The 25,229-nt window shown below is 70.3% G+C and carries 23 protein-coding genes; 11 read left to right on the plus strand and 12 right to left on the minus strand.

The window, feature by feature from the left end:
• Nucleotides 1–35 precede the first annotated feature (35 nt).
• Both BM310_RS01725 and BM310_RS01730 read left to right on the plus strand, forming a co-directional pair.
• Nucleotides 36–1,550 carry a DUF7827 domain-containing protein gene (locus tag BM310_RS01725; RefSeq protein WP_089804023.1) on the plus strand — a complete coding sequence of 505 codons (1,515 nt, stop codon included), beginning with the start codon at nt 36–38 and terminating at the stop codon, nt 1,548–1,550.
• 101 nt (nt 1,551–1,651) lie between these two features.
• On the plus strand, nt 1,652–2,107 hold the full coding sequence (locus BM310_RS01730) for a ferritin-like domain-containing protein (protein WP_089804025.1): 456 nt from the start codon (nt 1,652–1,654) through the stop codon (nt 2,105–2,107).
• Nucleotides 2,108–2,249: 142 nt separating this feature from the next.
• Here BM310_RS01730 and BM310_RS01735 read toward each other — a convergent pair whose 3' ends face one another.
• From BM310_RS01735 to BM310_RS01750, 4 genes are all read right to left on the minus strand, one after another.
• Nucleotides 2,250–4,370 carry a (Fe-S)-binding protein gene (locus BM310_RS01735; protein WP_089804027.1) on the minus strand — a complete coding sequence of 707 codons (2,121 nt, stop codon included), beginning with the start codon at nt 4,368–4,370 and terminating at the stop codon, nt 2,250–2,252.
• Nucleotides 4,371–4,476: 106 nt separating this feature from the next.
• Nucleotides 4,477–5,181, minus strand: a complete 705-nt coding sequence (locus tag BM310_RS01740) for an energy-coupling factor transporter transmembrane component T family protein (protein WP_089804029.1) — start codon at nt 5,179–5,181, stop codon at nt 4,477–4,479.
• Nucleotides 5,175–5,888 (minus strand): energy-coupling factor ABC transporter ATP-binding protein, encoded by a 714-nt coding sequence (locus tag BM310_RS01745; RefSeq protein ID WP_089806942.1) that lies wholly within the window; start codon nt 5,886–5,888, stop codon nt 5,175–5,177. The genes BM310_RS01740 and BM310_RS01745 overlap by 7 nt, the downstream gene beginning before the upstream one ends.
• 13 nt (nt 5,889–5,901) lie before the next feature.
• A complete protein-coding gene (locus BM310_RS01750) occupies nt 5,902–6,507 on the minus strand; it encodes a biotin transporter BioY (RefSeq protein WP_089804031.1) in 606 nt (201 codons plus the stop codon).
• A gap of 135 nt (nt 6,508–6,642) precedes the next feature.
• Between BM310_RS01750 and BM310_RS01755 the strand changes: the two genes are divergently transcribed.
• Complete coding sequence (locus tag BM310_RS01755) at nt 6,643–7,254, plus strand: conditioned medium-induced protein 4 (RefSeq protein WP_089804035.1); 612 nt, start codon at nt 6,643–6,645, stop codon at nt 7,252–7,254.
• A gap of 10 nt (nt 7,255–7,264) precedes the next feature.
• On the opposite strand, the gene BM310_RS01760 is transcribed toward BM310_RS01755, so the two are convergent.
• A complete protein-coding gene (locus BM310_RS01760; protein WP_089806944.1) occupies nt 7,265–8,242 on the minus strand; it encodes an aldo/keto reductase in 978 nt (325 codons plus the stop codon).
• Between the two features lie 133 nt (nt 8,243–8,375).
• Here BM310_RS01760 and BM310_RS01765 point away from each other — a divergent pair, with 133 nt between their 5' ends.
• From BM310_RS01765 to BM310_RS01790, 6 genes are all read left to right on the plus strand, one after another.
• Nucleotides 8,376–12,056 (plus strand): LAGLIDADG family homing endonuclease, encoded by a 3,681-nt coding sequence (locus tag BM310_RS01765; protein ID WP_089804037.1) that lies wholly within the window; start codon nt 8,376–8,378, stop codon nt 12,054–12,056.
• Nucleotides 12,057–12,341: a DUF7854 family protein gene (locus BM310_RS01770; protein ID WP_089804039.1), complete on the plus strand. Its 285-nt coding sequence runs from the start codon at nt 12,057–12,059 to the stop codon at nt 12,339–12,341. It abuts the gene before it with no gap.
• 66 nt (nt 12,342–12,407) lie between these two features.
• Entirely contained in the window at nt 12,408–12,746 is a 339-nt protein-coding gene (locus BM310_RS01775) for a DUF7855 family protein (RefSeq protein WP_089804041.1), read from the plus strand.
• Complete coding sequence (locus tag BM310_RS01780) at nt 12,743–13,618, plus strand: DUF7856 family protein (protein ID WP_089804043.1); 876 nt, start codon at nt 12,743–12,745, stop codon at nt 13,616–13,618. The genes BM310_RS01775 and BM310_RS01780 overlap by 4 nt, the downstream gene beginning before the upstream one ends.
• 51 nt (nt 13,619–13,669) lie before the next feature.
• Nucleotides 13,670–14,512, plus strand: a complete 843-nt coding sequence (locus BM310_RS01785) for a DUF7857 domain-containing protein (protein WP_089804045.1) — start codon at nt 13,670–13,672, stop codon at nt 14,510–14,512.
• Nucleotides 14,509–15,174 carry a MinD/ParA family ATP-binding protein gene (locus BM310_RS01790; protein WP_089804047.1) on the plus strand — a complete coding sequence of 222 codons (666 nt, stop codon included), beginning with the start codon at nt 14,509–14,511 and terminating at the stop codon, nt 15,172–15,174. Before BM310_RS01785 ends, BM310_RS01790 begins: the two co-directional genes overlap by 4 nt.
• A gap of 211 nt (nt 15,175–15,385) precedes the next feature.
• Here the strand turns inward: BM310_RS01790 and BM310_RS01795 are convergent, their stop codons facing one another.
• Nucleotides 15,386–16,273 carry a transcription initiation factor IIB gene (locus BM310_RS01795; RefSeq protein WP_089804048.1) on the minus strand — a complete coding sequence of 296 codons (888 nt, stop codon included), beginning with the start codon at nt 16,271–16,273 and terminating at the stop codon, nt 15,386–15,388.
• A gap of 163 nt (nt 16,274–16,436) precedes the next feature.
• Here BM310_RS01795 and BM310_RS01800 point away from each other — a divergent pair, with 163 nt between their 5' ends.
• On the plus strand, nt 16,437–16,961 hold the full coding sequence (locus BM310_RS01800; protein ID WP_089806946.1) for a DUF7858 family protein: 525 nt from the start codon (nt 16,437–16,439) through the stop codon (nt 16,959–16,961).
• Here the strand turns inward: BM310_RS01800 and BM310_RS01805 are convergent.
• Complete coding sequence (locus BM310_RS01805) at nt 16,958–17,740, minus strand: AAA family ATPase (RefSeq protein ID WP_089804049.1); 783 nt, start codon at nt 17,738–17,740, stop codon at nt 16,958–16,960. The genes BM310_RS01800 and BM310_RS01805 overlap by 4 nt on opposite strands.
• Nucleotides 17,741–17,885: 145 nt before the next feature.
• Here BM310_RS01805 and BM310_RS01810 point away from each other — a divergent pair, with 145 nt between their 5' ends.
• Nucleotides 17,886–20,141, plus strand: a complete 2,256-nt coding sequence (locus tag BM310_RS01810) for a hybrid sensor histidine kinase/response regulator (RefSeq protein ID WP_089804053.1) — start codon at nt 17,886–17,888, stop codon at nt 20,139–20,141.
• Between the two features lie 4 nt (nt 20,142–20,145).
• Here the strand turns inward: BM310_RS01810 and BM310_RS01815 are convergent, their stop codons facing one another.
• The 5 genes from BM310_RS01815 to BM310_RS01835 all read right to left on the minus strand — a co-directional run bounded on the left by BM310_RS01815 (nt 20,146) and on the right by BM310_RS01835 (nt 25,105).
• Nucleotides 20,146–20,367 carry a hypothetical protein gene (locus BM310_RS01815; protein ID WP_089804054.1) on the minus strand — a complete coding sequence of 74 codons (222 nt, stop codon included), beginning with the start codon at nt 20,365–20,367 and terminating at the stop codon, nt 20,146–20,148.
• Complete coding sequence (locus BM310_RS01820; protein WP_089804056.1) at nt 20,364–20,732, minus strand: hypothetical protein; 369 nt, start codon at nt 20,730–20,732, stop codon at nt 20,364–20,366. Before BM310_RS01820 ends, BM310_RS01815 begins: the two co-directional genes overlap by 4 nt.
• Nucleotides 20,733–20,819: 87 nt before the next feature.
• A complete protein-coding gene (locus BM310_RS01825) occupies nt 20,820–22,073 on the minus strand; it encodes a S1C family serine protease (protein ID WP_089804058.1) in 1,254 nt (417 codons plus the stop codon).
• An 81-nt stretch (nt 22,074–22,154) separates the two neighbouring features.
• Nucleotides 22,155–23,351 (minus strand): MFS transporter, encoded by a 1,197-nt coding sequence (locus BM310_RS01830; RefSeq protein ID WP_089804059.1) that lies wholly within the window; start codon nt 23,349–23,351, stop codon nt 22,155–22,157.
• Nucleotides 23,352–23,524: 173 nt separating this feature from the next.
• Nucleotides 23,525–25,105 carry an acetolactate synthase large subunit gene (locus BM310_RS01835; protein WP_089804061.1) on the minus strand — a complete coding sequence of 527 codons (1,581 nt, stop codon included), beginning with the start codon at nt 25,103–25,105 and terminating at the stop codon, nt 23,525–23,527.
• Nucleotides 25,106–25,229: the final 124 nt, after the last annotated feature.

Below are 25,229 nucleotides of genomic sequence, written 5' to 3' on the forward strand. Positions count from 1 at the left end.
CGGTTTACTCCCGACGCGGGCCACGTCGGAGACGCATGCAGCCCTCCACCAGAACACTCGCACTCGCCGCACTCGCCGTGACCGTCGCGGCGGCCGCCCCCGTCGCGGGGACGGCCGCGGCGGCGGGCGAGTCGCCGGCGTTCGAGAACGGCATCGTTCAGGTACCCGGCGGAGAGACGGCCGAAGTTCCGGTCTCGGTTCCCGAAGCGAACGGCACCGTCCGCGTCACGATCGGCTCCGAAGCGACCAACTTCGTCGCGCACGCAACGCTCGTGGACGCCGACGGCGACGGCAACGTGACCGTCGCGGTCGATACCGGCGCGGCCGGGACAACGGACGCCGCGTCGTATCTGAGCGTCTCCGACGGCGACGAACTGACGGACGCGACGCAGGAGACCGACCGCCTCTCGTCGCCGATCGCACCGGCCGAGTACGATCTGCGTCTCGGTCCCAGCGACGACCCCGCCGACGAGGCGGCACTCGTCGTCGAGAGCGCATCGTCGTCGCCGCCGACGAACGCCTCCGGTTCGACCGCCGGCGTCGACGGCGACGCGCTGACGTTCGTCGACCCCGTCGTGACCGCGGATAGCGGGGCGACGGCCGACGTGACGGTCGCGCTCCCCGGCAGCAACGAGTCGACTCGTCTCACCGTCGGGTCGCAGGAGGCCGGCTTCCTCGCGCACGCGACGGTGGTCGACGCCGACGGCGACGGCAACGTGACCGTCGCGGTCGATACCGGGACGGCCGGGACGACGGACGCCGCGTCGTATCTGAGCGTCTCCGACGGCGACGAACTCGAGAACGCGACGCAGGAGACCGACCGCCTCTCGTCGCCCCTCGACGCGGGCGACTACGACCTGCGTCTCGGCTCCGACGACGACACCACCGCCGTCGGAACGCTCGTCCTCGAGAGCGCGTCGACGCCCTCGGAGACGAACGCGTCCGAGTCGAACGCGTCCGAGTCGGCGACGCTCGACGAGGCAGTCGTGACCGCCGCCGGCGGAGAGACGGCCGCGATTCCGCTCGCGTTCCCCGACGGGACCGAGTCGGCGCGCGTCGCGGTCGGTTCCGAAGCGACCAACTTCGTCGTCCGCGCCACGGTGGTCGACGCCGACGGTGACGGCGACGCCACCCTCGAACTCGATACCGGCACGGCGGGCACGACCGACGCCGCGTCGTACCTGCGCGTCTCCGACGGTGACGAACTGACGGACGCGACGCAGGAGACCGACCGCCTCTCGTCGCCCCTCGACGCGGGCGAGTACGACGTGCGGGTCGGCCCCGCCGGCGACGCCTCGGACGTGGGAACGCTCGTCCTCGAGAGCGCGTCGACACCGGAGACGGACGACGGCGCGGAGACGACCGACGCCACGGAGACGACCGACGCCACGGAGACGACCGACGGCGCGACGACCACCGACGCGCCGGCCACCCCGACACTCGAGGCGACGGCGACGCCCGGTGACACGCAGACCGCTTCGCCCGGATTCGGCGTCCTCGCCGGCGTCCTCGCGCTTCTGGCCGTGGCCGGACTCGCGAGGCGGCGCTGACCCCGACCGACGACGCGGCCGAACGCGTCGCAACGGGAGACTGACACGATCCTCGAACGGCGGCCAACTATTTGACGCCGCCGAACCAAGGTCTCGGTGCAATGACAAACCAACAGGTCACGGACCTTCTGAAGAAGGCGTATCAGGACGAGTTGGAGACGGTGATGAACTATCTGACGAACTCTATCGTCCTCGAGGGCATCAGCGCCGAGGAGATAAAGGAGTCCCTGCAGGCGGACATCCAGGAGGAACTCAACCACGCGGAGATGCTCGGAAACCGCCTGAAGCAACTCGACGAGCAACCGCCGGGGTCGGCCGAGTTCGAGGCCAACCAGATGAGCCTCCAACCGCCCGAGGACAGCACCGACGTCATGTCGGTCGTCGAAGGTGTACTGGACGCCGAGGAGGACGCCATCTCGACGTACCGCGACCTCATCGACGCCGCCGAGGCGGCGAACGACCCCGTCACCGAGGACATCGCCGTGACGGTTCTGGCCGACGAGGAGGCCCACCGCACGGAGTTCCGCGGCTTCCGCAAAGAGTACAAGGGCGACTGAACGCCCCGACGGTCGCGTCCCCTCGTTCGTTCGGCATCGTTTTTCACGCACCGTGAACTGGCCCCGGTGACCGACTTCGACACCATCGGCATCCCGGTCTGCACGGAGTTCGGAACGTAAGCCGGCGCGGGCCCGGCCGCGGTCAGTCGGCCGTCGCGGGCGTCGTCCCGTCGTCGGCGCCGACCGCGGTCCCGCGCTTCGACTCCAGCGCCTCGACCAGTAGCTCCGCCACGTCGATTATCTCGATGTCGTCCTCGTAGTCGCCGGTCTTGCGCCCGTCCTCGTACATCGTCGCGCACATCGGGCAGGCGACGACGAACTTCTCCACCGCCGCGCCCGCCTCGGTGTCTTCGAGGGCCTCGCGCAGGCGTTCCTCGCTCGGTTTCTCCTCCTCCTCGTGTTCCATCCAGAGGCCGCCGCCGCCGCCGCCACAGCAGAACGAGTCCGAGCGGTTGCGCGGCATCTCGGCGAGTGTCGCGCCCGTCGCCCGGACGAGTTCCCGGGGCGCTTCGTACTCGTCGTTGAATCGGCCGAGGTGACACGGGTCGTGGTAGGTGACGGTGTAGCCTATCTCCGTCCCGTCGAGACCCACGCGACCGTCGCGGACGAGCGATTCGACCACCTGCGTGTAGTGGTAGACGGGGTAGTCGAAGTCGGGGTCCATCTCGGGGTACTCGTTCAGGAACGTGTTGTACGAGTGCGGGTCCGTGCAGACGATCTTGTCGAACTCGCAGTCGTGGACGGCGTCGGCGTTGTCCTCGACCAGCATCTCGTACAGGCCCTCCTCGCCGACGCGGCGCACGTCGTTGCCGTCGTGCTGTTCGTCCTCGTAGAGGATGCCGTAGGAGACGCCGGCGAGTTCGAACAGGCGGGCGAGCGAACGGGCGACGCGGCGGTTGCGTTCGTCGTAGGAGGGGTAGTCGCCGACGTACCAGAGGAACTCCACGTCCTCCTCGCGGGCGTCGGGCACCTCGAAGTCGAGGTCACGGGTCCAGTCCGGCCGCTTGCGGGCGGGGTCGCCGAAGGCGTTGCCGTTCTGGAAGATGTTCATCATCGCCTCCTGGACGGGTTCCTGCATCTGACCGGTCTCGGTGAGGCGGCGGTTCATCTCGGTGAAGTGACTCAGGTGCTCGATGTCCACGGGGCAGGCGTCCATGCAGGCCATGCAGGCCATGCAGGACTCCATCGTCGAGGAGTCCACGACCGAGGTGCCGCCGTCGGCGACGATGTCTATCTCCTCGGTCTCGCCGGCGTCGAGCGACTCGCGGTAGGACTTCAGGTCGAGGATGACGTCGCGGGGGTCGAGCGGTCGGCCCGACGCCTTCGCGGGGCAAACGGACGAACACCGACCGCACTTCGTGCAGGCGTCCGTGTCGAGCAGTTGCCGCCACGAGAGGTCCTCGATGGACGTGTAACCGATCTCCTCGGGCCCCTCGTCCGGCGGGACGCCCGGCAGGCGCTTGCCCGCCTTCTCGTCGGCGGTGACGACGTTGGCGAACGACGATATCATGTGGAACGGCTTGGCGTAGGGGACGAACGCGACGAAGCCGAGGGCGAGTATCGCGTGGGACCACCACCCCGGCCAGTAGAGGAGCGTCGCCGTCTCGGCGGACATCCCGGCGGCGTCGAACACGAGGGCGACGAAGTAGCCGACGAACGACACCGTCTCCCACTCGGGGAACTCGGTGCCGACGATGCGGAGGGCTTCGAGGACGTAGCCGCCGACGCCGAGGACGAACAGCGTCCAGACGAACGCGTCGTCCTCGAACCCCGTGTGCTTCCCCCAGAGGCGTTCCTCGCGGACGACGTAGCGGCGGTAGATTGCCATGCCGACGCCGACGACGAACAGGAAGCCGAGCGCGTCCATCACGAACGAGTACGAGAGGTAGAAGTCGCCCGTGAAGAACGAGGTTCCCGTCAGGGTCCGGTAGACGTCGATGTCGAAGCCGAGGATGGTCGTCCCGATGAGGAGCGTGAGGAAGCCCCAGAGGATGAACGCGTGCATCACGCCGCCGTACAGGTCGCGGTCGAACTGCTTCTCGTTCGAGAGGACGACGCGGGACGCGCGGCGCACTCGCCCCGGCAGGTCGTCCAGTCGCTCGAAGGCGTCCGCCTCGCCCCGCGCGTACCGCGCGAACCGCTCGTAGACCCCGTACAGGAAGACGAGGACGGCCATCGCGGCGAGGGCGTAGAACACCGCCTTGCCGACCGGACTGATGGTCCAGAACGTCTCCCGAGTCGGTTCCGACTGCAAGAGTATCATAGTTGTTTACGCGGAAACCGAGTGGTTAAATCTTGCCACCCGAGAGGGGGGCGGCGCGTCTCGGTCCGTCGATTCGACAGGTCGGAGGAACGCCGGGGTCGGCGGGTCAGAGGAACGCGGACGCGACGAGGAGGACGCCGACGGCGAGTGCGGGGTAGTCGCGCCGCCGGAAGCGGAGTTCCGGCAGGGTCGGGTTCCACGCGAAGCACCGCGCCCGGAGGGCGAGTGCGAGTCGGTCCGAGCGAGCGAACGCGCGGCGGACGCCCGCCGCCCCGACGGTTCGCATCCGCTCCCGCAGGGGACGCTGGTCGCCGAGGCGCGCCCTCGACGCCTCGCGCACGCGCCGGAGGTCAGCGAGGAGGACGGGCAAGAAGCGGAAGACGAGGGCGACGCCGACGCCGAGGAAGCGGCCGACGCGTCCCGGCAGGAGTCGCTCGACGGCGGCGCGGGAGTCCCGAACCGGCGTCGTCCGGAGGTAGACGCCGGAGACGACGAGGACGAGGAGGACGCGGTAACTCGCCAGCGCCGGTTCCACGGCCGCCGTCGGGTCGAGGCCGAGGGGCCACAGCGTCACCGTCGCCGCGAGGGGCGCGACGACGAGGAACGGGAGGGCGGGCGCGAACCCGCGAATCGGCACGGTCGGTGAGAGACGCCCCGCGGCGAGGACGCCGAGGGCGACGACGGTGAAGGCGGCCAGTCCGCGCGGCGTCGTGTGCGCGAAGGCGGCGAGGGCGAACGCCGCCTGCACGAACAGTTTCGCCCGCGGGTCCAGTCGGTGCGCCAGCGAGTCGCCGGGGCGGTACGTCAGCATCCTCGGTCGGGAGGGCGTACGTCGTACCGTTCGAGGGCGTCGCCGAGGGCGTCCGGGGTGCCGTCGGCCACCACGCGCCCGTCGGCCATCACGACCACCCGGTCCGCGAGGGCGCACACGTCGCGCAAGTCGTGCGTGACGACGACGACGCTCGTCCCCGCGTCGCGGAGGGCGGCCAACCGGTCCACCACCGCGTCGCGGGCGGGGGCGTCGAGGCCCGTGAACGGTTCGTCGAGGACGAGGTGGCTCGGCCGCATCGCGAGTGCGCCCGCGATGGCGACGCGTTCCTGTTCACCGCCCGATAGCTCGTCCACCCGGTCGTCGCCGCGCCCCGCCATGTTCACCGCGGCGAGGGCGTCCGCGACCCGTTCGGTTATCTCCGCGCGCGGCAGGCCGAGGTTCTCGGGGCCGAAGGCGACGTCCGCGCCGACCGTCGCGGCGACGAACTGGTCCCGCGGGTCCTGAAACACCATCCCCACCGCGCTCCGGGCGGCGACGAGGTTCTCGGGGACGGACAGGCCGTCGACGACTACCTCGCCCGCGTCGGGTTCCAGCAGGCCGTCGAAGTGGCGGACGAGCGTGGTCTTGCCGGACCCGTTCGCGCCCGCGAGGACGACGAACTCGCCGTCTTCGACGGTGAGCGTCACGTCGTCGACGGCGACGGCGTCGCCGTAGCGGTGGACCAGCGACTCGGTGCGGATGGTCATCGGCGCCGCCGCGTCACTCCGCCGCCGCGGCGTCGCTCCGGACGACACCGACCGCGGCGGCTATCTTCACGGCCTCGAACGGCACGAACGCGAGGGCGCTGACGACGAACGCGCGGGCGAGCGCCGAGGGGGCGAACGCGCCGACGAGACCGTTCTCGACGACGGCGTAGCCGACGGTGCCGAGGGCGTAGATGACGACGGTGCCGGCGACCATGCCGCCGACGAGGCGGGTCAGGCCGACGTCGCCGGGGTCGCGCAGGTCGGACGTGCCGTGGACGACGGCGCCGACGAGGGCCGCCGCGAGGGGGTACGACCAGAGGTAGCCCGCGGTGTAGCTTACGAACGAGCCGAGGCCGGCGGACCCGCCGGCGAAGACGGGCACGCCGGCGGCGCCGGCGACGAGGTACAGCGCTATCGACGCGCCGCCCCAGACGGGCCCGAGGAAGATGCCGGCGAGGAAGACGCCCAGCACCTGCAGGCTCACCGGGACGGGAGAGACCGGGTTCGGGAACGAGACGTACGCGAACGCGCCGGTCAACGCGGCGAACAGCGCCGCTCGCGCGACGTTGCCCACCACGTCGTCGCCGACGAGTTCGACCGATTCGGTGTTCGTGGACACGTCCGTCCGTGTCTCGTAAACCGTGATTAGTCGTTCGGTTTACGGCGGCGTCGCGGGCGGCGGTGGGTTCTCGCGGCCGTCGCCGGCCGGCGGCCCCCGGCGTGACTTTTTACCTCTGAGCGCGTACGCCCGGGCATGGACGAGAAGACGGCCGAACTCAGAGACATCTTCGTGGAGACGACCGGGTCGGAGACGGTGACCGAGTCCCAGGAGGAGTCTCCCGGGTCGCTGACGGACGGCCTCTCGGACGGGGAACGCAACGAACGCGTGTCGGCGCTCGTCGCGGAGATGCGCGACCGCTACGCGTTCGAGACGGCACTCTCGGAGGCCGACCTGTGCCGCGTCGTCCGCGGGTTCTTCGACGGCGACACCGACGCGGAACTGGCCGCCGCCCTCGACGCGGACGCCGACGAGTCGGACGTGTTCGTCGCGCGGATGGACCTCCACCTCGTCCGCGACTCGGACCGCGACGCCCCCTTCCCGTTCGAGCGACTCCGCTCGCTCGTCGGCGACGGCGCGGACGACGAGACGTGCGCGGCCGAACTCGGAACCGACGCCGAGACGGTGGCGCACTACCGCCGCGTCGCGGCGGCGGCGCGGGAGGCGACCCGCGCGAACGACCGGTTCTACTCCCTGTTCGACGAACTTCTGACCGACTCGGACCTCTCGGCGCGGTTGGCCGAGGACGCCCGCCGCGACGGCCTGCGGGAGGCCACCGAGGACATCGAGACGGACGTCTCGCTGTAGTCGCCCCCGGTCAGTCCTTCCCTTCGACGGGCCACTGCGGGAATATCGGCTCCTCCAACCGCGCCATCTCGTCGTCGGTCAGCGACACGTCGAGTGCGCCGAGGTTGTCCGCGAGGTGGTCCTCCCGGCGCGGGCCGACGATGGGCGCGTCCACGACGTCCTTGTGCAGCAACCACGCGAGACTGACCTGCGCGGGCGTCGCGTCCTTCTCCGCGGCGAGTTCGCGGACCACGTCCAGCACCCGCCAGTTCTCGTCGGTGAACCGCCGTTCGGTGTACTCGTCGTCCGCGGCGCGCGTCCCCTCGGGAATCGCCTCGCCGCGTTCGTACTTCCCGGCGAGGAACCCGCCGGCCAGCGGTGACCACGGCACCACGCCGACGCCCTGGTCGGCGCAGATGGGCAGGAGGTTCGCCTCCTCGTGTCGGTCCACGAGGTTGTACTCCGGTTGCATGCAGACGAACCGCTCGTAGTTCTCCACGTCGGCGACGTGCAGGGCCTTCGAGAACTGCCAGCCGGCCATCGTGCTCGCGCCGACGTACCGCACCAGTCCCTCCTCGACGAGGGCGTCGAGGGCCGACAGCGTCTCCTCGACGGGCGTGTGCTCGTCCCAGCGGTGTATCTGGTAGAGGTCGACGTAGCCGGTCCCCAGTCGGTCGAGGCTCCCTCGAATCTGGTCGAAGACGTGCTTCCGCGAGAGGCCGCCCTTGTTCGGGCCGTCGCCCATGTCGAAGTACACCTTCGTCGCGAGGACGAGTTCCTCGCGGTCGTAGCCCTCGATGGCCTCGCCGACGATGGACTCGCTCTCGCCGCGCGAGTAGGCGTTCGCCGTATCGAGGAAGTTGACGCCGGCGTCCAGCGCCGACCGGGCGAGTTCGACGCTCGCCTCGCGGTCGTTCATCATCCACGGCTGTCCGGACCCGAAGTTGAGGCACCCGAGCGCCAGTCGCGACACTTCCAGCCCCGTCTCGCCGAGTCGCGTGTACTCCATCTCCACGTCCGATTTCGATGCCATACCGCGACGACGCGCCGCGGGGAAAAATAGCTCACTGCGACGCCCCGACAACCCTCCACTTTCACTCTGTGCGAAGACTCTTACCGGATGGGGCGCTTACTCCGGTGCGATGGCGCAGGCCCCGCAGGACCCGGACGTGGACCTCACGGAACGGTTCATCCAGTTCTATCGAAAGTACTACAGCGACGACATCGGCCGACTCGCGCAGCGATACCCGAACGAACAGCGGTCGTTGTACGTCGACTACGACGACCTGTTCCGCTTCGACGAGGACCTGGCGGAGGACTACCGCAAGAAACCCGACCAGATACGCGAGTACGCCGAGGAGGCGCTCAGACTCTACGACCTGCCGGTGGACGTGAAACTCGGCCGCGCACACGTCCGCCTCCGCAACCTCCCGGACTCCGTCGACATCCGCAACATCCGCGTCCACGACGACCACATCGGACGGATGGTGTCCGTCCAGGGCATCGTGCGCAAGGCGACGGACGTGCGCCCGAAGATAACCGAGGCGGCGTTCGAGTGCCAGCGCTGCGGGACGATGACGTACATCCCGCAGACCGACAGCGGCTTTCAGGAACCGCACGAGTGTCAGGGCTGCGAGCGACAGGGACCGTTCCACGTCGACTTCGACCAGTCCGAGTTCGTCGACTCACAGAAACTGCGCGTCCAGGAGAGCCCCGAGGGCCTGCGGGGCGGCGAGACGCCGCAGAGCATCGACATCGACGTCGAGGACGACGTGACCGGGAAGGTGACGGCGGGCGACCACGTCACCGTCACGGGCGTCCTCCACATCGAACAGCAGACCTCGGGGCAGGAGAAGACGCCCATCTTCGACCTCTACATGGACGGCGTCGCCATCGAGATAGAGGACGAGGAGTTCGAGGACATGGACATCTCCGAGGAGGACGTGGCCGAAATCGTCGAACTCTCGAACGAACCCGACATCTACGAGAAGATGGTGGGGTCCGTCGCGCCCTCCATCTACGGCTACGAACAGGAGAAACTCGCGATGATTCTCCAACTGTTCTCCGGCGTCACCAAACACCTCCCCGACGGGTCGCGGATTCGCGGCGACCTGCACATGCTGCTGATAGGGGACCCCGGGACCGGTAAGTCGGCCATGCTCCAATACGTCCGAAACATCGCTCCCCGGTCCGTCTACACCTCCGGGAAGGGGTCGTCCTCCGCAGGCCTCACTGCGGCCGCCGTACGCGACGATTTCGGAGACGGACAGCAGTGGACGCTCGAAGCGGGTGCCCTCGTCCTCGCCGACAAGGGTATCGCCGCTGTCGACGAGCTAGACAAGATGCGTCCCGAAGACCGCTCGGCGATGCACGAGGGACTCGAACAGCAGTCTTACCACCCGGAATCGGAGATCCTCTTATCTGACGGCCGTCGTGCCCCCATCGGACCGTTCGTCGACTCACTGATGGACGACCGAGCCGAAGCTGTCGTCGACGGGGTCGACTGCGAAATACTCCCCGTCGACGACGTCGGCGTCCACTCAGTCGACTTGGAGTCGAACGAGACGGAGAAGATACCCGTCGACCGCGTCAGTAGACACGAAGCCCCGGACCGGTTCGTTCGCGTCACGTTCTCGAATGGCCGATCCGTACTCGTCACGCCCGAACATCCGATGTTCGTCGACGAGGACGGCGACGTCGAAACCGTCGCTGCGGAGGAGGTCACAGAAGGCGCCTTCGTCCCCGCACCACGGAAACTCCCGAACTCCGCGGAACCGCGCTCACTCGCACCGGAACCCCATCGAACTCGAGAGCGAGACGTCCGTCTCCCCGAGTCGATGTCGCCCGCGCTCGCGGAGCTACTCGGTCTATTGACTGCGGAAGGACACTCGTACGCCGGTAGTTCCCACGAGATCGGCTTCTCGAATCAGGACGAACGGCTCCTCGACCGGGTCGACCGATTGATGTCGAAACGCTTCGGTCTGGAGAGTACGGACGTCGTAGGCGACTGTGGGACGACGAAGCGATGGATTTCGACGAAGCTGTACCGGTGGTTCGAATCGAACTTCCCCGAGTTCATGCGGCCGTCGACGGAGAAACGGATACCAGAGGCGGTACTCGGTGCCTCCGAAGAGGAGATACGGCGGTTCCTCGTCGGTGCGTTCGCCGGTGACGGAAGCGTCGAGAGCGAGTCGATGGCGTTCGCTACCTCGTGTCGGGGGCTCGCAGAGGACTACGCTGACGCACTCTTAAAGATCGGCGTCGCTTCCCGTATTCACTACGACGAGGCCGAAGATTCGTGGAAGACGTACGTCATGGGCGACTCGACCGCTACCTTCGTCGACGCGGTCGTCGACCCGGCGGACGACCGATACGAGAGGGCCGAAGCGTTCGCCGACAGAAGCACCGAAACGAAGCGTCACCACGATGTCCTTCCCACGAGCGCCGCAGAGGAACTGCGTTCGATCAAGCGACTGCTCGGTGTCTCGTTGACCGGGCGTTTCCGAGAGACGATTGACGAGGGATACGGCGTCCGCGTCGAGACCGTTCGCTCGGAAGTCGAGGCGCTCCGTTCTCGTATCGAGACCGTCCGCGCTGATCTCTCCTCAGTAGCGACTCTCGCAGACGTCAGGAAAGCGGTCGGCTGGTCGGGTCGACAACTCGCCGAACGGCTCGACGGCGTAACGACCAGTACCGTCCACTACGCCGAGAGTGGCGGATACGACGACGAGAAGCGGCGTCGTCTGTACGATGCCGCCGTCGAGAGCGTTCGTCTGGCACTCGGGGAGGCGACTGACCGTCTCGACGAACTCGATGCTCGGTGCGACCTTCGTTACTATCGCGTCACCGACGTGGAGACGGTGCCGAACGACGGCGAGTACGAGTGTGACTGGGTGTACGACGTGACCGTCGAACCCACGAACACGTTCGTGAGTCAGGGTGTGGTACTACACAACTCCATCTCCATCTCCAAGGCCGGAATCAACGCCACCCTGAAGTCCAGATGTTCGCTCCTCGGCGCGGCCAACCCGAAGTACGGCCGGTTCGACCAGTACGAGTCCATCGGCGAGCAGATCGACCTCGAACCCGCGCTCATCTCGCGGTTCGACCTCATCTTCACGGTGACGGACAGTCCGGACCCCGAGACGGACGCCGAACTCGCCGAACACATCATCAACACGAACTACGCGGGCGAACTCCACACGCAGCGGACGAAGATAGCCAACTCCGAGTTCACCGAGGACGAGGTGAACTCCGTCACCGAGGAGGTGGCCCCCGAGATAGACGCCGAACTCCTGCGGAAGTACATCGCCTACGCCAAGCGCAACTGCTACCCGACGATGACCGACGAGGCCAAGGAGGTCATCCGCGACTTCTACGTCAACTTCCGCGCGAAGGGCTCCGACGAGGACTCGCCCGTCCCCGTGACGGCGCGGAAACTCGAGGCCCTCGTCCGTCTGGCGGAGGCGTCGGCCCGCGTCCGACTCTCGGACACGGTCACCGAGGACGACGCCGTCCGCGTCACCAACATCGTCGAGTCCTGCCTGCGCGACATCGGGATGGACCCCGAGACGGGCGAGTTCGACGCCGACATCGTCGAGACGGGCACCTCGAAGAACCAGCGCGACCGCATCAAGAACCTCAAGCAACTCATCAGCGACATCGAGAACGAGTACGAGGAGGGCGCCCCGGTCGACGAGGTGGTCTCGCGGGCGACGACCGAGTTGAACTTAGACGAGAGCAAGGCCGAACAGGAGATAGAGAACCTGCGGCGGAAGGGCGAGGTGTACGAACCGCGGACCGACCACCTGCGGACGACGTAGATGGACCGAATCTCCGCCCTTCGAAACGTCGAGGACGCCCTCCGCGACTTCGAGTCCGGCGAGTCTGACCTCGCGGCGACCGAACAGCGAGTCGTGACCGTCCTGCGGACGTACGCCACCGACTTCGAGAGCGAGGTCGGACGCGCGCCGTACCAGGCGACGGGCGAAGGCCGCGCTCACGGACTCGTCGTCGTCGCGGAGGGGCCAGACGACGCCCGCGAACGCATCCACGACCTGTTGGACGAGGAGCCCGGAACCCTCGAATTCGAGGTCGAGAGACTGTAGCTCGGGCGACACGAATTCAGTCGCTTCGGGAGACTTTTAGCGAATCACGAACGTCGTCGGGTAACCGTGTTGCTCGTCGTGACTTACTCGCGGGCGGCCCGCGAGACGCTCCGAAACGTCTGTCGAACGCACGAGGAGACGGTCGTCCGCCGGTTCGGCCGCGCGGCACTGCTCGCGGAGACGGAGTACGGGGCGTTCCTCGCGTGCCGACTGCGCGAGAAGCACGCGGGCGACGTGCAGGTCGAACGGACGGAACCGTTCAACGAGTACGCCGACGCGCCGGACGCGGTTCGGGAGGCCGCCGCGGCGTACGAGGCCCGCGAGGTGCCGAGCACGCCGTACGACAAGTTCGCCGTCGGCACCGACCACCCGCCGTCGTCGCGGATGCGCGACAGCGACCTGTGAAGCCGGTTCGCGTCCACCTGCCCGACGGGCGGACGCACGTCGGCCCCGTCGTCGACTTACGAGACGAGGCGGACGCCCCCGACGCCGACGCTCTCAGACGGGCGACGCTGTTCGGGTCGCCCGTGCCGGCCGACGCGCCGCGCGTGGTCGCCCCCCGACCGTCGCCCGTCGCGCCGTTCGTCGCGCATCTCGCGCCCGGGGCGTCGTTCGACCGCCGCGGTGCGCTGGCGACGCTTGCGCGCGTTCGCGGACACGTCGCGGCCGCGGAGCGAACGCTCGAACGCGTCGAACGCGAGGTAGCGGCCGCGACGCCGCCCGACCCGGCGAACCTCGCAGACGCGCGCCGCCGGGCGGCCGAGGCGGGCGCTGAGACCGACCGCCTGCGCGAACGCGCGGCGACGATTCGCGGCCGCGTCGAGGCGGTTCGGGAGGCCGACGGCGACGCCGAGAGCGCGGAGGCGGAACTCGCCGAGACGATGGCGCGCCTCTCGGAGGCGGCGACCGAACGCGTGGCCGCCCGGCAGCGACTCGAGATGCTGGAGGAACGGACGCGCGCCGCGCGCGACCGCCGCGAGGAGCGCATGCGACTCGAAGACCGCGCCGCGAACCTCCGCCGGACCGTCCGCCGGTCGCTGGCCGCGGCCGTCTACGACGACTTCGCCGACGCGGTGGCCGCCCTCCCCGACCCGTTCGCCGCCGCCGCGGGCGACGCGCCGGGCGAGTACGAGGGACCGCCCGTGGCCGCCGCACTCGCCGTCACCCGTGTGGCGACGCTCCGGACGCCCGTCGTCGCCGACGCCGCGCTCCTCGACTCGTTCGGCGGTCTCGCGTCGCTCGCACGGTATCTCGACGCGCCCGTCGTCGTGCGGTGAGTCGCCGCGGCCGTGCGGTGGTTCATATACCAAGGCGCGGCCACCCCGCGTATGGAGTACGACTGTGCGACGAGAACCGTCGCCGGAACGACGCTGGTGACGGTCACCGTTCGCAACGAGGCGGCCGTCCCGCGACGGGTCCGCGTCCGGAACGCCCTCCCCGGCCCGGTCCTCCCGCCCCGACGGGACGGCGTGCCCGAACGGGGGTGGGACGGTGACGGGTTCACCGGCGTCGTCCCCGCGAACGACGAGCGGTCGGTGGGGTACGCCTGTCCCGTCGTCAGCGACGCCGAGGCTCCCGTCGCCGTCGAATCGCTCGGCCGGGCCGACGGCGCGGACGCCGTCGACGCCGACCCGGAAGCCGAGGCGATTCGGACGCTCGGCAGGGCGCGCCCGCCCGCCGACGCGGTGCCGACGCCGGACGTGGCCGCTCGCGGCCCGGCCGACCGCTCCGCCGACGGCGAGTCGTCGCGGACGGAGGAGAGTCAGACGGCTTCCGATGAGCGTGCGGCGGCGGTGTCCCGTACCGCGGACCGGCGGTCAGTCGGTTCCCAGCCGTCTCGTGTCGGCTCGGACCCGCCCTCGGACGACATGGTCTCGTCTCCCGGCGGTGCGGACCCGACCGACCCCCCGGCCGCGGTCGAGTCGTGGCTCTCGGCCGTCGAGACGCGCGTCCGGCGCGCGGAGACGCTGACCGACGCGACGGCCGCGGAGGCGGCGACGGTGCTGGAGTCGACGGCGTGCGTCGCCGGTCTCCCGGCGGCCGTCGCGGCCGACGAGGCGGCGCTTCGGACGGTCGCCGACCGCGCGCGAACGCTCGCCGACCGGGCCGGACGCACGGACGCGGAACCGGTCGTCGAGGCGGTCGGGTCGCTGGCGGGCGGTGAGCGATGATTCTGGCCGTCACGGGCGGGAAGGGTGGCGTGGGCAAGTCCACGCTGGCGTTCGAACTCGGGGCCGCACTCGACGCCGTCGTCGTCGACGCCGACGTCGGGATGGCCGACCTGCCGACCGGACCTGGGCCGGACCTGCACGACGTGCTGGCGGGACGCGCCGACGCCGTCGAGGCCGTCCGAGAGGGCGGTCCGGTGCGCCTGCTGCCGTGCGGGCGGTCGCTCTCGGGGGCTCGCGCCGCGGACGTGCGCCGGTTGGGCGACGCCCTCCGCGCCGTCGAACGCGCTTACGGCGACGTCGTCGTGGACTGCCCCGCGGGGATGCGCGCCGACGCGGGCGTCCCACTCGCCGTCGCCGACGCCTGCGTCGTCGTCGCCTCGCCCCGGCCGTACGCTCTCGCCGACGCCGTCCGCACCCGCGAACTCGCGCGCGAACTCGACGCCGGACTCGTCGCCGTCGCGGTCAACCGCGCCGTCGCGGACCCGCCCGAGGCCGTCTTCGAGGAGGTCCTCGGCGCGCCCGCCGTCACCGTCCCCGCGGACCCCCGCGTCGCCCGCGCTATCGAGACGGGGCGTCCCGTCTGCCGCGTCGCCCCGTCGAGTCGCGCGGGGCGGGCCGTCTCGTCGCTCGCGCGAGCGGTCGAACGCAGCACGCGGGCGTAGCAGACAGCCTCACGGTTCTCGCCTCGCGCCTCGCGGCGTCGTCCGACCCCGACGCTGGCCGCGCGGGCCGACCGCTTCGCTGGCCGGGAAGCCGTCGAAGAACAGGTTCGTCGGTCGCTATCGGCCGGTCGCTACCGCATCGGTCCCTGCCGCGTCGGACGACGCCGTACGGCCGCCGCCCCGCGTTCGCCCTCCCTTCCCGGTCGGTCGCTCACTCGTCGTCCGATAGCGCCACGTACGTCTTCCGCAGGGTGACGGGCGTCACGTCGGCGACGGCCGCCGCGTCGGCCTGCGTCAGGTCCGCGCCGAGGTCACGGGCGGCGGTGTAGAGACAGCCGGCGGCGACGCCGCTCGGGTTGCGACCGCTCGCGACGCCCGACTCGACCGCTTCGGCGGCGTACTCGCGGGCGCGGCGTTCCACGTCGCGCGAGAGGTCGAGACGGGTGGCGAAGCGCGGGACGTACTCGACCGGGTCCACGGGGCCGACCGGGAGCCCGAGGTCGCGGTTCAGCGCATCGTACGCGGCGGTCTGTTCGCCCTCGGTGGCCTTCGCCTCGGCGACGACTTCGCCGACGGTGCGCGAGACGCCGGCGACCCGGCAGGCGGCGTAGACGCACGCGGCGGCGAACCCCTCCAGCGACCGGCCGCGCAGGAGGTCCTCGTTCTGCGCCGAGTCGAACAGCGAACACGCGTGGTCGCGGATGCGTTCGGGGAGCGACAGCGCGCTCGTCAGGCGGCGAATCTCGGTGAACGCGTACACCTGATTCCGCTCGCGCTTGGTGGAGATGCGAGCGCGGTTGTGCTGGCGGCGCATCCGGGCGAGGCGGCGGCGCTTGCGGCCCTTGACGCGCGTCGAGCGACCGATTTCGGTCGAGAGGCCGCGGTCGTGCCGGGACCGCGTGAGCGGTGCGCCCGTGCGCTTCGGGTTCCGGTCGTCGTCGGCGAACGACCGCCACTCGGGGCCGTGGTCGATGGCGTACTCGGCGACGACCAGACCGCAGTCGCCGCAGACCGTCTCCCGGCCGTCGGCGCGGAGGCGGCCGTCGCATTCGGGGCAGGCGTTCGTCGTCGCGTCGTCGGCGGAGCGTGCGTCACTCATCACAATTGAAACTCGGTCCCGATGGAGTATTTAAACACGGGAGAATTCGGCCGTTCGACGGGTGAAACGCGGCACAGTACCTACCGGTAACCGGTACGCTCTGGTTTCAGATACGAGAACGCTGGCGAAACGGTTTACTGGGCCGCCGATGTACGACGACGAGATGGGACTGGCGGACATCGCGGACGAGTTGGCGGTGACGACGACGACGCAGGACGAACGGGGCGTCGCGACGGTAGACGACACCGACGTGAACCTCGACGCACGCCTCCGCGAGTACGCGGCCGAGTTGCCGTGTACGCCGGAGGCGGCGGCTACCGTCCTCGAACGCCACTCGGCCGGCGACAGCGTCGGCGACGCGGCGGAGGCGGCCGTCGTCGCCCCGGTGACGGCGGCGAAAGTCCTCCACCGCGCGGGCGTGGAGGGCGTGACGCCGCTGGCGCCGACGGCCCGGCGCGTGCTTCGCGACTGGCTCGACGGCCGACTGTCGCGCGCGGACGCCCTCGAACTCACCGGGGCGGACGACGCCGAGTTCGCCCTCGCGGCGTACGTCGAGACGCACGACCCGATACCGGAACTCGCCGACGCGACGCGGCGCGACGCGGCGCGTTCGCTGGGCGGCGACGCACTCGTGCAGAAGCGCGAGGAACTCGCGGACACGATGTCCGCCTCGACGGACCTCTTCTAGTTCACGTAGCGTTCGACGCTCGACAGCAGTCCGCCGCCGTCGAACGCATCGCTCACGTCCCGGCCGACGGCCGCCGCCGCGAGTTCGACTATCGCCCCCGCGAACGCCCCGCCGTCGTCCAGACAGGCCGGCACGCCGTCCGGTTCGACGACGCCGGACTCTGGTACCTCGCAGTCGGCACCCTCGAACGTCCCCCGCGTGGCGACGACGAGGTCGGCCTCGGCGCCGACGTGCGTGAGGCGCGTCCGCATTCGCTGGACGGCGTCCGCCCCGCGCGTCGTCCCCGGCGCGACGACGACGGCGCGGTCGGCGGCGTTCACCGCCGCTATCGCCTGATTCGCGGCTATCGGCGGCACGTCCACCAGCACGTGGTCGAACCGTTCGGCCGCCGCCGTCAGTCGCGTCTCCAGACGCCGGGCGGCGTCCGGCGTCTTCGCCCGCGCGAACCGCTCGAACGGTGCGAACGCCGGGCAGACCGCGACTCGTCCCGGCACCGCCACGTCGAGCGTTGTCAGTCCGTCCGATAGCGGGGCGTCCGCCTCGTCGGTCAGCAGTGCCGTCAGGTCGGGCGCTATCTGCCCCTCGACGTGGGCCGCGAGTCCCTGCGTGGCGAACGCGGCGTCGAACACGCCGACGTCCGCACCGTCGGCGGCGAGGGCGGCGGCGACTTCCAGCGTACACCGCGTCGTCCCCGCCCCGCCCGTCGCCCCGACGAACGCGACGCAGTTCGCCGCTGTCGTTCGGGCTCCGTCGCCACTCGTGCCGCCGGTGTCGTCCATGCCTCGCGATGGCCGCGTACTCCACCTAAAACGTCCGGTCTGCGCGACAGTCTTTCACTCCGACGATACGTCCGTTCGCTGCGGAGACGACGGCACAGAGTCGCTTTCTCCAAACACTTATCCGCGGAGACTTTTTGTAGGCAGTATGATTCGCGATGCAGAGTCCGTCTCCGTACTCTGCGTTGACGACGAACCCGGGTTCGCCGACCTCACGGCGACGTACCTCGAACGGTACGACGACCAGTTCGCCGTCACCACGGCGACGTCCGGACCGGCCGGTCTCAGGACCCTGATGGAGACCGACTTCGACTGCATCGTCAGTGACTACGAGATGCCCGAGATGGACGGACTGGCGTTCCTCGAAGCCGTCCGCGCGGACCACCCGGACCTCCCGTTCGTCCTGTTCACGGGGGAGGGGTCGGAGTCGGTTGCCAGCGACGCGATTTCGGCGGGCGTCTCCGCGTACGTACAGAAGGGGGCGGGGACCAGTCACTACCGGACGCTCGCCCGCCGCGTCCGCAACGCCGTCGAACTGGTCCGGGCGAACGCGCGCGCCGAGGAGGCGCAGACGCGAGCGCGCGTGATACTCGAGAGTTCGCCGGACGCCATCAACGTGACCGTCGACGGCCGGTTCGTGTACGCCAACCCGGCCGCCGTCGACCTGTTGGGCGCTGATAGCGAGGCGGAGTTGCTGGGGCGGGACGCCTTCGAGTTCGTCGCTCCGGAGGACGAAGCGGGCACCGAGGAGGCGATATCGCGCCTCGAACGGGACGGCGCGGTCTCCCAGTCGCGTCGACTCGCCCGGACGCTGGACGGGGAGACGGTTCCGGTCGAGGGGACGGCACGCCCCATCGTCTGGGACGGCGAGGACGGCGTCGTCGCCATCTTCCGGCGTCGTTCCGAACGGGAGGAACGCGAGTACGAACGGACGCGGTACGCCGCCGCGTTCGCCGGCGCGATGGACGCCATCGTCGTCGCCGACGACGAGGGGCGGTACATCGACGCGAATCAGAGCGCCTGCGACCTGTTCGGCGTCTCCCGGGCGGAGTTGCTGGACAGACACATCGGCGACTTCGCGACCGAGGACTTCGCGTTCGGCGACGCGTGGTCGTCGTTCCACACCGCGGGCGAGGACCGCGGCGTCTTCTCTCTGGTCCGCCCGGACGGCGAGCGCCGAATCGTCGAGTACGCGGCGACGCAGGACGTCGTCCCGGGCGAGCACCTGTCGGTCCTGCGCGACGTGACCGAACGCGCCCGACTGGAGGAACGCCGGCAGGCCGACCACGAGGCGTTGGAACAGATGCACCGCATCGTCGCCGACAGGGACGAACCGCTCGACGCGAAGGTCGAGCAGTTGCTCGAACTCGGGACCGACTACCTGGGCGTGCCGTACGGCTTCCTGACGCGTATCACGGACGAGACGCAGACCGTCGTGGCGTCTGTCGGCGACCACGAACTGCTCCAACCGAACGAGTCCGGACCGCTCTCGAAGGCGTACTGTCGGAAGACCGTCGTGGACGACGAACTCGTCAGCGTGCAGCACGCGGCGGCCGAGGGCTGGGCGGACGACCCGGCGTACGAGCGGTTCGAACTCGGCTGTTACATCGGCGCGAAGGTCGTCGTCGAGGGCGACCTGTACGGGACGTTCTGCTTCGCGGGCACCGACCCGCGGGCGGAGTCGTTCTCCCACGGCGAGGAGGCGTTCGTCGAGTTGCTGGCGCGGTGGGTGGCGTACGAACTCGAACGCCGACGGAACACGGAGGCGCTCCAGAGCCAGACCGAGCGGTTGGCGGAGTTCGCCTCGGTGGTGAGTCACGACCTCAGAAATCCGCTCTCGGTCGCCACCGGCTACCTCGACCTCGCCCGCGAGGAGGGCGACCCCGAGCAGTTCGACCGCGTCGAGACCGCTCTCGACCGGATGGAGCGCATCATCGACGACCTGCTGTACCTCGCGCGGGAGAACGAGCAGATACGGGACACCGAACCCGTGGAGCTAGACGACGCGGTCGAGCAGACCTGGCAGACCGTCGTCGACGCCGACGCGGCGGCGACGCTCTCGACGGCGGGTGACCTCGGGACGGTCGTCGCCGACCGCAACCGACTGTACCAGCTTCTGGAGAACCTCTTTCGGAACGCGCTGGACCACGTCGGCGACGACGTTCACGTCCGGGTCGTCGCCACGGCCGACGGGTTCGCCGTCGAGGACGACGGTCCCGGCGTCCCCGCCGAGAAACGCGACGAGGTGTTCGAACAGGGGTACACGACCCATCAGGAGGGAACCGGCTTCGGCCTCTCCATCGTCGAGCAGATAGCCGACGGCCACGGCTGGTCGGTGGCCGTCACCGAGGCCGAGATGGGCGGGGCACGCTTCGAGGTGACGGGCGTCGCCAGACCCGAGTGACGCCTCACTCCCGGTTCGAGACGCCGTAGACGAGGAGGGCGGCGGCGCTCTCCGCGGCGTCGACGCGCGGGACGGGGGTCGCGGCTTCGTCTTCGTCGGTCGGTGTTCCGTCCGCGCCGGTCGACGCATCACTCTCGTCGGTCCGCGTCTCGTCCGGCGGTGCATCTCCCCCGGCGGTCGCCGAACCCCCCTCGACCGTCGACACGGTCGGTTCGCGCGTCGTCATCGGGCCTCGCGGCCGCCGAACCGGAGGTACGACGTCCCGTGCCGGAGGTTGTACAGTTCGACGCCGACGCCGACGGCGGCCAGTCCCGCGAGGGCCAGGAGGAAGACGCCCTCGTACAGCGCGACGTACAGGAGGACGAAGACGACCGCCGTGTGGACCGCCGACGCGAGTTCGTACAGCGGGTGTTCGCGGACGGCGTCGAAGACGCTCGCGGCGAAGATGCCGAGGACGACGACGGCCATCGCGACGAACTCGACCGTGAGCGGTTCGTTCGCCGGTCCCACGAGCGCCGCGAGGACGGCCGCCAACGCGAGGAAGACGGCGAGGCGGGACGCGCTGACTCGGTCCCGGAGGGTGGAGGGCACGGTTGCGCGTCGTTCGCCGTCGCGGCGGAAATGTATTCTGGTCGAAACGACGCGCCGGGGCCGCGGTGAACCGTCGGCAGGCCCCGGCTACACGCTCGTCCGCGCGGCGGCGGTGACGGTCACCGTCCGCCGGTCGCCGTCGCGGAGGACGGTCACCTCCACGTCGTCGCCCGGGCGGGTCTCGAACGCGAGGTGGGCGGCGAACGCCGCGACGGAGGTCACCGTCCGGCCGTCGAGGCCGACGACGACGTCGCCGCCGACGGGGACCTCGCGGCCGTCGACCGCGGCCGTCTCGGAACTCCCGCGGAGTATCCCCGCGGCGGGTCCGCCCGGCGCGACGCGCCTGACGAGCACGCCCGTCACGTCTGCCAAGTCGTTCGCTCGCGCGACTGCGGGCGTCACCTCGACGACCGATATTCGAAGCGTCGCGTAGCGGTAGTCCCGTCCCGCGGTGAGTTCGGGGACGACGGCTTCGACGAGGGGCACGGGGATGCCGAAGTTGACGGCGACGCCCGCCCCCGAGTTGAGGACGCCGATGACCTCGCCCGCCGTCGACAGAATCGGCCCGCCGCTGTTGCCCGGGTTCGCCGTCGCGTCCACCTGTATCGCGCCGGGGATGGACGACCCGGTCGGACTGTCGAGGAAGCGCCCCGTCGCGCTGACGACGCCGACCGAGAGGCTGCCGGGCAGGCCGAACGGCGCGCCGATGATGGCGATGTCCTCGCCCACCGACGGAGGGTCCGCGGCGAGCGAGAGTGGCGGCGCGTAGTCGGGCGGGTCCGACGGTTCGAGGACGGCCAGGTCGCCGATGGGGTCGGTGCCGAGCACCGCGGCCGTCCGCCACTCGTCGCGGTCGTAGCGGACGGACACCTCGCTCGCCGACCGGACGACGTGCTCGTTGGTGACGATTCGCCCCGCGTCGTCGACGACCCACCCGGACCCGGTTCTGGTCCCCGCGCTCACCAGCGTCACCGAGTCGCTGGTCCGCTCGTAGAGCCGTTCGAAGACCGACTTCGTCTCCGTCTCGGTCGGCGTGGGCGTCGGTTCCGCCGTTTCGGTCGGCGTCGGCGTCCGCTCGGTCGGCGTCCGTTCGGTCGAGGTCCCGGTCGCCGTCTCTCCGCGGAATCCCCCGGGACAGCCGGCCAGCGCGCTCAGGCCGCCGCACGCGCAGGCGGCGAGCAGTCGGCGTCGCGTCACGCGCTTCCGACCGTCCGCGGGCGGTCCGGCCTCGTCGCCGTCGTCGGCCTCGTCGCCGTCGTCGGCCTCGTCGCCGTCGTCGGCCTCGTCGCCGTCGTCGGCCTCGTCGCCGTCGTCGGTCGCGTCGGAGTCGCTCCCGGTCACAGCCCTCGTTTCGCACGGTCGGCTGATGGTCGTTTGGATGGCCGCGTCGCCGGCGCGGTCACGCGCGGCGGTCGGGGACACTCACTCCCTGCCCGCGGCCGTCCCGACGCGCCGCCACGCGACGGCGGTGACGACGAGCAGGCCGACGAGGGGGACGAACAGGAGGCGCATCGCCGCGGCGACGCCCGAGGCGTCGACGACGAACCCCATGACGGCCGGCACGCCGGCGATGCCGGCCGACGAGACGACCAGTCCGAGGGCGTTGACCGGCGCGCTGTGTTCGGGGGCGCTCTCCGTCGCGTACGCCAGCAGCGTCGGGTACAGGCCGGACAGGCCGAGACCGATGCCGAACACGCCGACCAGCAGACCGAGTCCCGACGCGAACGCGAACGTGTAGGCGGCCGAGAGCGTGCAGAGCACGCCCAGACCGAGGGCGAGGGGGACGTAGCCGAACCGCTCGGAGAGCGACCCCGCGAGGAACCGCCCCGGGACGTACGCGACCAGCAGGACGCTCAGCGACACGGTCTCCAGCGACTCGGCGACCCGTCCCTGCGCGTACGTGGTGAGCCACGTGAACAGTCCGCCCTCGACGCCGGTCGAGAAGAGGATGCCCGCCGCCATCACCAGCACCGCGGGGCTCCGACCGATTCGCCGGACGTCAGCGAGGGTCAGCGGGTCGTCCCCGCCCGCGACGGACGGCGACGGCAGGTACCAGACGAGCGCACCGACCGGCAGGAACGCCGCGCCGAGCGCGTAGTACGCCAGTCGCCAGTCTCCGACCCAGAGCGCGGCGGTGACGGCCAGCGGTCCGAGCGTCGCCCCGACGGCCCACATCATGTCGTAGTAGCCGAACAGGCGGCCGCGGCGGGTCGGGTAGAGGTGGCTCAACAGCGGTCTGTCGCCGCCGCGGCCGACGCCGGCGAACGCGCCGCGGACGACGAGGACGGCGAGAAAGACGACGAACGAGGGGGCGAGTCCCATCGCGAACACGCCGACGCCGGTGCCGACGACGCCGACAAGGAGGAGTCGCCGGGTGTCGACCCGTCCCGCGACGGCGCCGGCCGCGGCGACGAACACCACGAACCCGACCGTTCCCGCGGGGGCGACGAGCCCCAACAGCCACTCCGGCGCGCCGAAACTCTCCCGCAACGCCGGGAGCGCCGCGCCCTGTATCTGCAGCGTCGCGCCTTCGAGCGCGATGAACGCGAATATCGCGACCGTCCACCGACGACGGCTGTCGGCCCGCCGCGTCGCCTCGCCCTCCGTGGCCGTCTCCATGCGCCGACCACGGGACACCGACCGAACTACCTTTTGAAGACGGTCGGCGACGCGTCGCCGCCGGGGCCCAGCACACTAACCGCCGGGCCCCAGCACACTAACCGTCGGACCTCGACGCACCGACTGCCGGACCCCCGCACCGACCGCCGGGTACGGCCGCGCCCGCCCCGGCGTCACCGCGGAATCGGAATCTCGACCAGCGTCATCGCACCGCTCTCGACGGCGTCGTCCAGCGCCGTCGCCACCTCGTCCCACGTCTCCGGGCGGTACGCCTCGACGTCGAAGCTCTCGGCGAACGCCTCGAAGTCCGGGTTCGTCAGTTCCGTCCCGAAGTGCTCGCCCGTGTGCGCCTCCTGCTTCTCGGAGATGAGGCCGTAGTCGTCGTCGTTGAAGACGACGATGGTGAACCCGAGGTCCAGTCGCGTCGCCGTCTCTATCTCCGCGGCGTTCATCAGGAAGCCGCCGTCGCCGGTGGCGACGACGACGTTCGAGTCGACGGCCAGGTCGGCGGCGACGCCGCCGGGGACGGCGATGCCCATCGACGCCAGCCCGTTCGAGACGATGCAGGTGTTCGGTTCGTACGTCGGGTAGCCCTGCGCGATGGCCATCTTGTGACTGCCCACGTCGGAGACGAGCACGTCCTCGTCGGCCAGCGTCTCCCGGAGGTGCGGGAGGACGCCCGCGACGGAGAACGGTTCGTCGTCGTCGGGTTTCGCCGTCACGTGGTCGACGATGGTCTCGCGGTAGTCCGCACACCAGTCGGGTCCGGAGACGTCGTCGAGGCGCGCCGAGAGGGCCTCCAGCGTGGCCGAGATGTCGGCGACGACTTCCACGTCCGGGTTGTAGTGTTCGTACACCTCGGCGGGTTCGTGGTCCACGTGGACGACGCTCGTGTCGAGGTCCGGGTTCCACGACTTCGGGTCGTGTTCGGCGATGTCGTAGCCGACGGCGACGACGCAGTCGGCGCGTTCGACGGCGTCGCCCGCCTCGCCGTTCGGCCCCGAGTCCAGCGTCATGAGCGAGTTGTCGAGGCGGTCCGAGATGGCTCCCTTCCCCATGTAGGTGGCGACGACGGGCATCCCGGCCCGTTCGACGAGTTCGCGGAGGGCCTCGGCGGCGCGGGTTCGGACCGCGCCGTTGCCCGCCAGCACGAGGGGTTCCTCCGCGTCGGCGACGAGTTCGGCCGCCCGGTCCAGCGAGTGGTCGTCGGGGTCCGCGCGGCGGACGCGTTCGCGCGGCGGCAACGGGTCGGCGTCCACCGTCGCGGCCGCCACGTCCTCGGGGAACTCTAGATGGGTCGCGCCGGGCTTCTCGAACTCGGCGAGTTTGAACGCCTTCCGGACCGACTCGGCCACCGTCTCGGGTTCGGCGAGTTGGGTGTTCCACTTGACCACCTGCTCGAACGTGTCGACGATGTCGAGGGCCTGGTGGCTCTCCTTGTGGAGTCGCTCGCGGCCGCCCTGTCCGGTGATGGCGACCAGCGGGGACTTGTCGAGGTGGGCGTCGGCGACCCCCGTGAGGAGGTTGGTCGCGCCGGGACCGAGCGTCGAGAGACAGACGCCGGCGTCGCCCGTGAGGCGGCCGTGCACGTCGGCCATGAACGCCGCCCCCTGTTCGTGCCGCGTGGGAACGAACTGGACGTCAGACTCCCGGAGCGAGAACAGCAGGTCTTCGAGTTCCTCCCCCGGCAGGCCGAAGACGCGCTCGACGCCCTCGGTCTCCAGACACCGGACGAGCAGGTCCGACGCCTTCATCGTGACCGCCCGTGGGGTCCGGACTCGGTCGGCGTCGCTGTCGCGTCTCCGCCGGCGGCGTCGCGGGTTGGCTTCATGTGTCTCGGCAGGGACGGCGGCGCAAAGAACGTGTTCGCCGTTCGCT

The sequence above is a fragment of the Halogeometricum rufum genome, from assembly GCF_900112175.1.
GTDB lineage: Archaea > Halobacteriota > Halobacteria > Halobacteriales > Haloferacaceae > Halogeometricum > Halogeometricum rufum.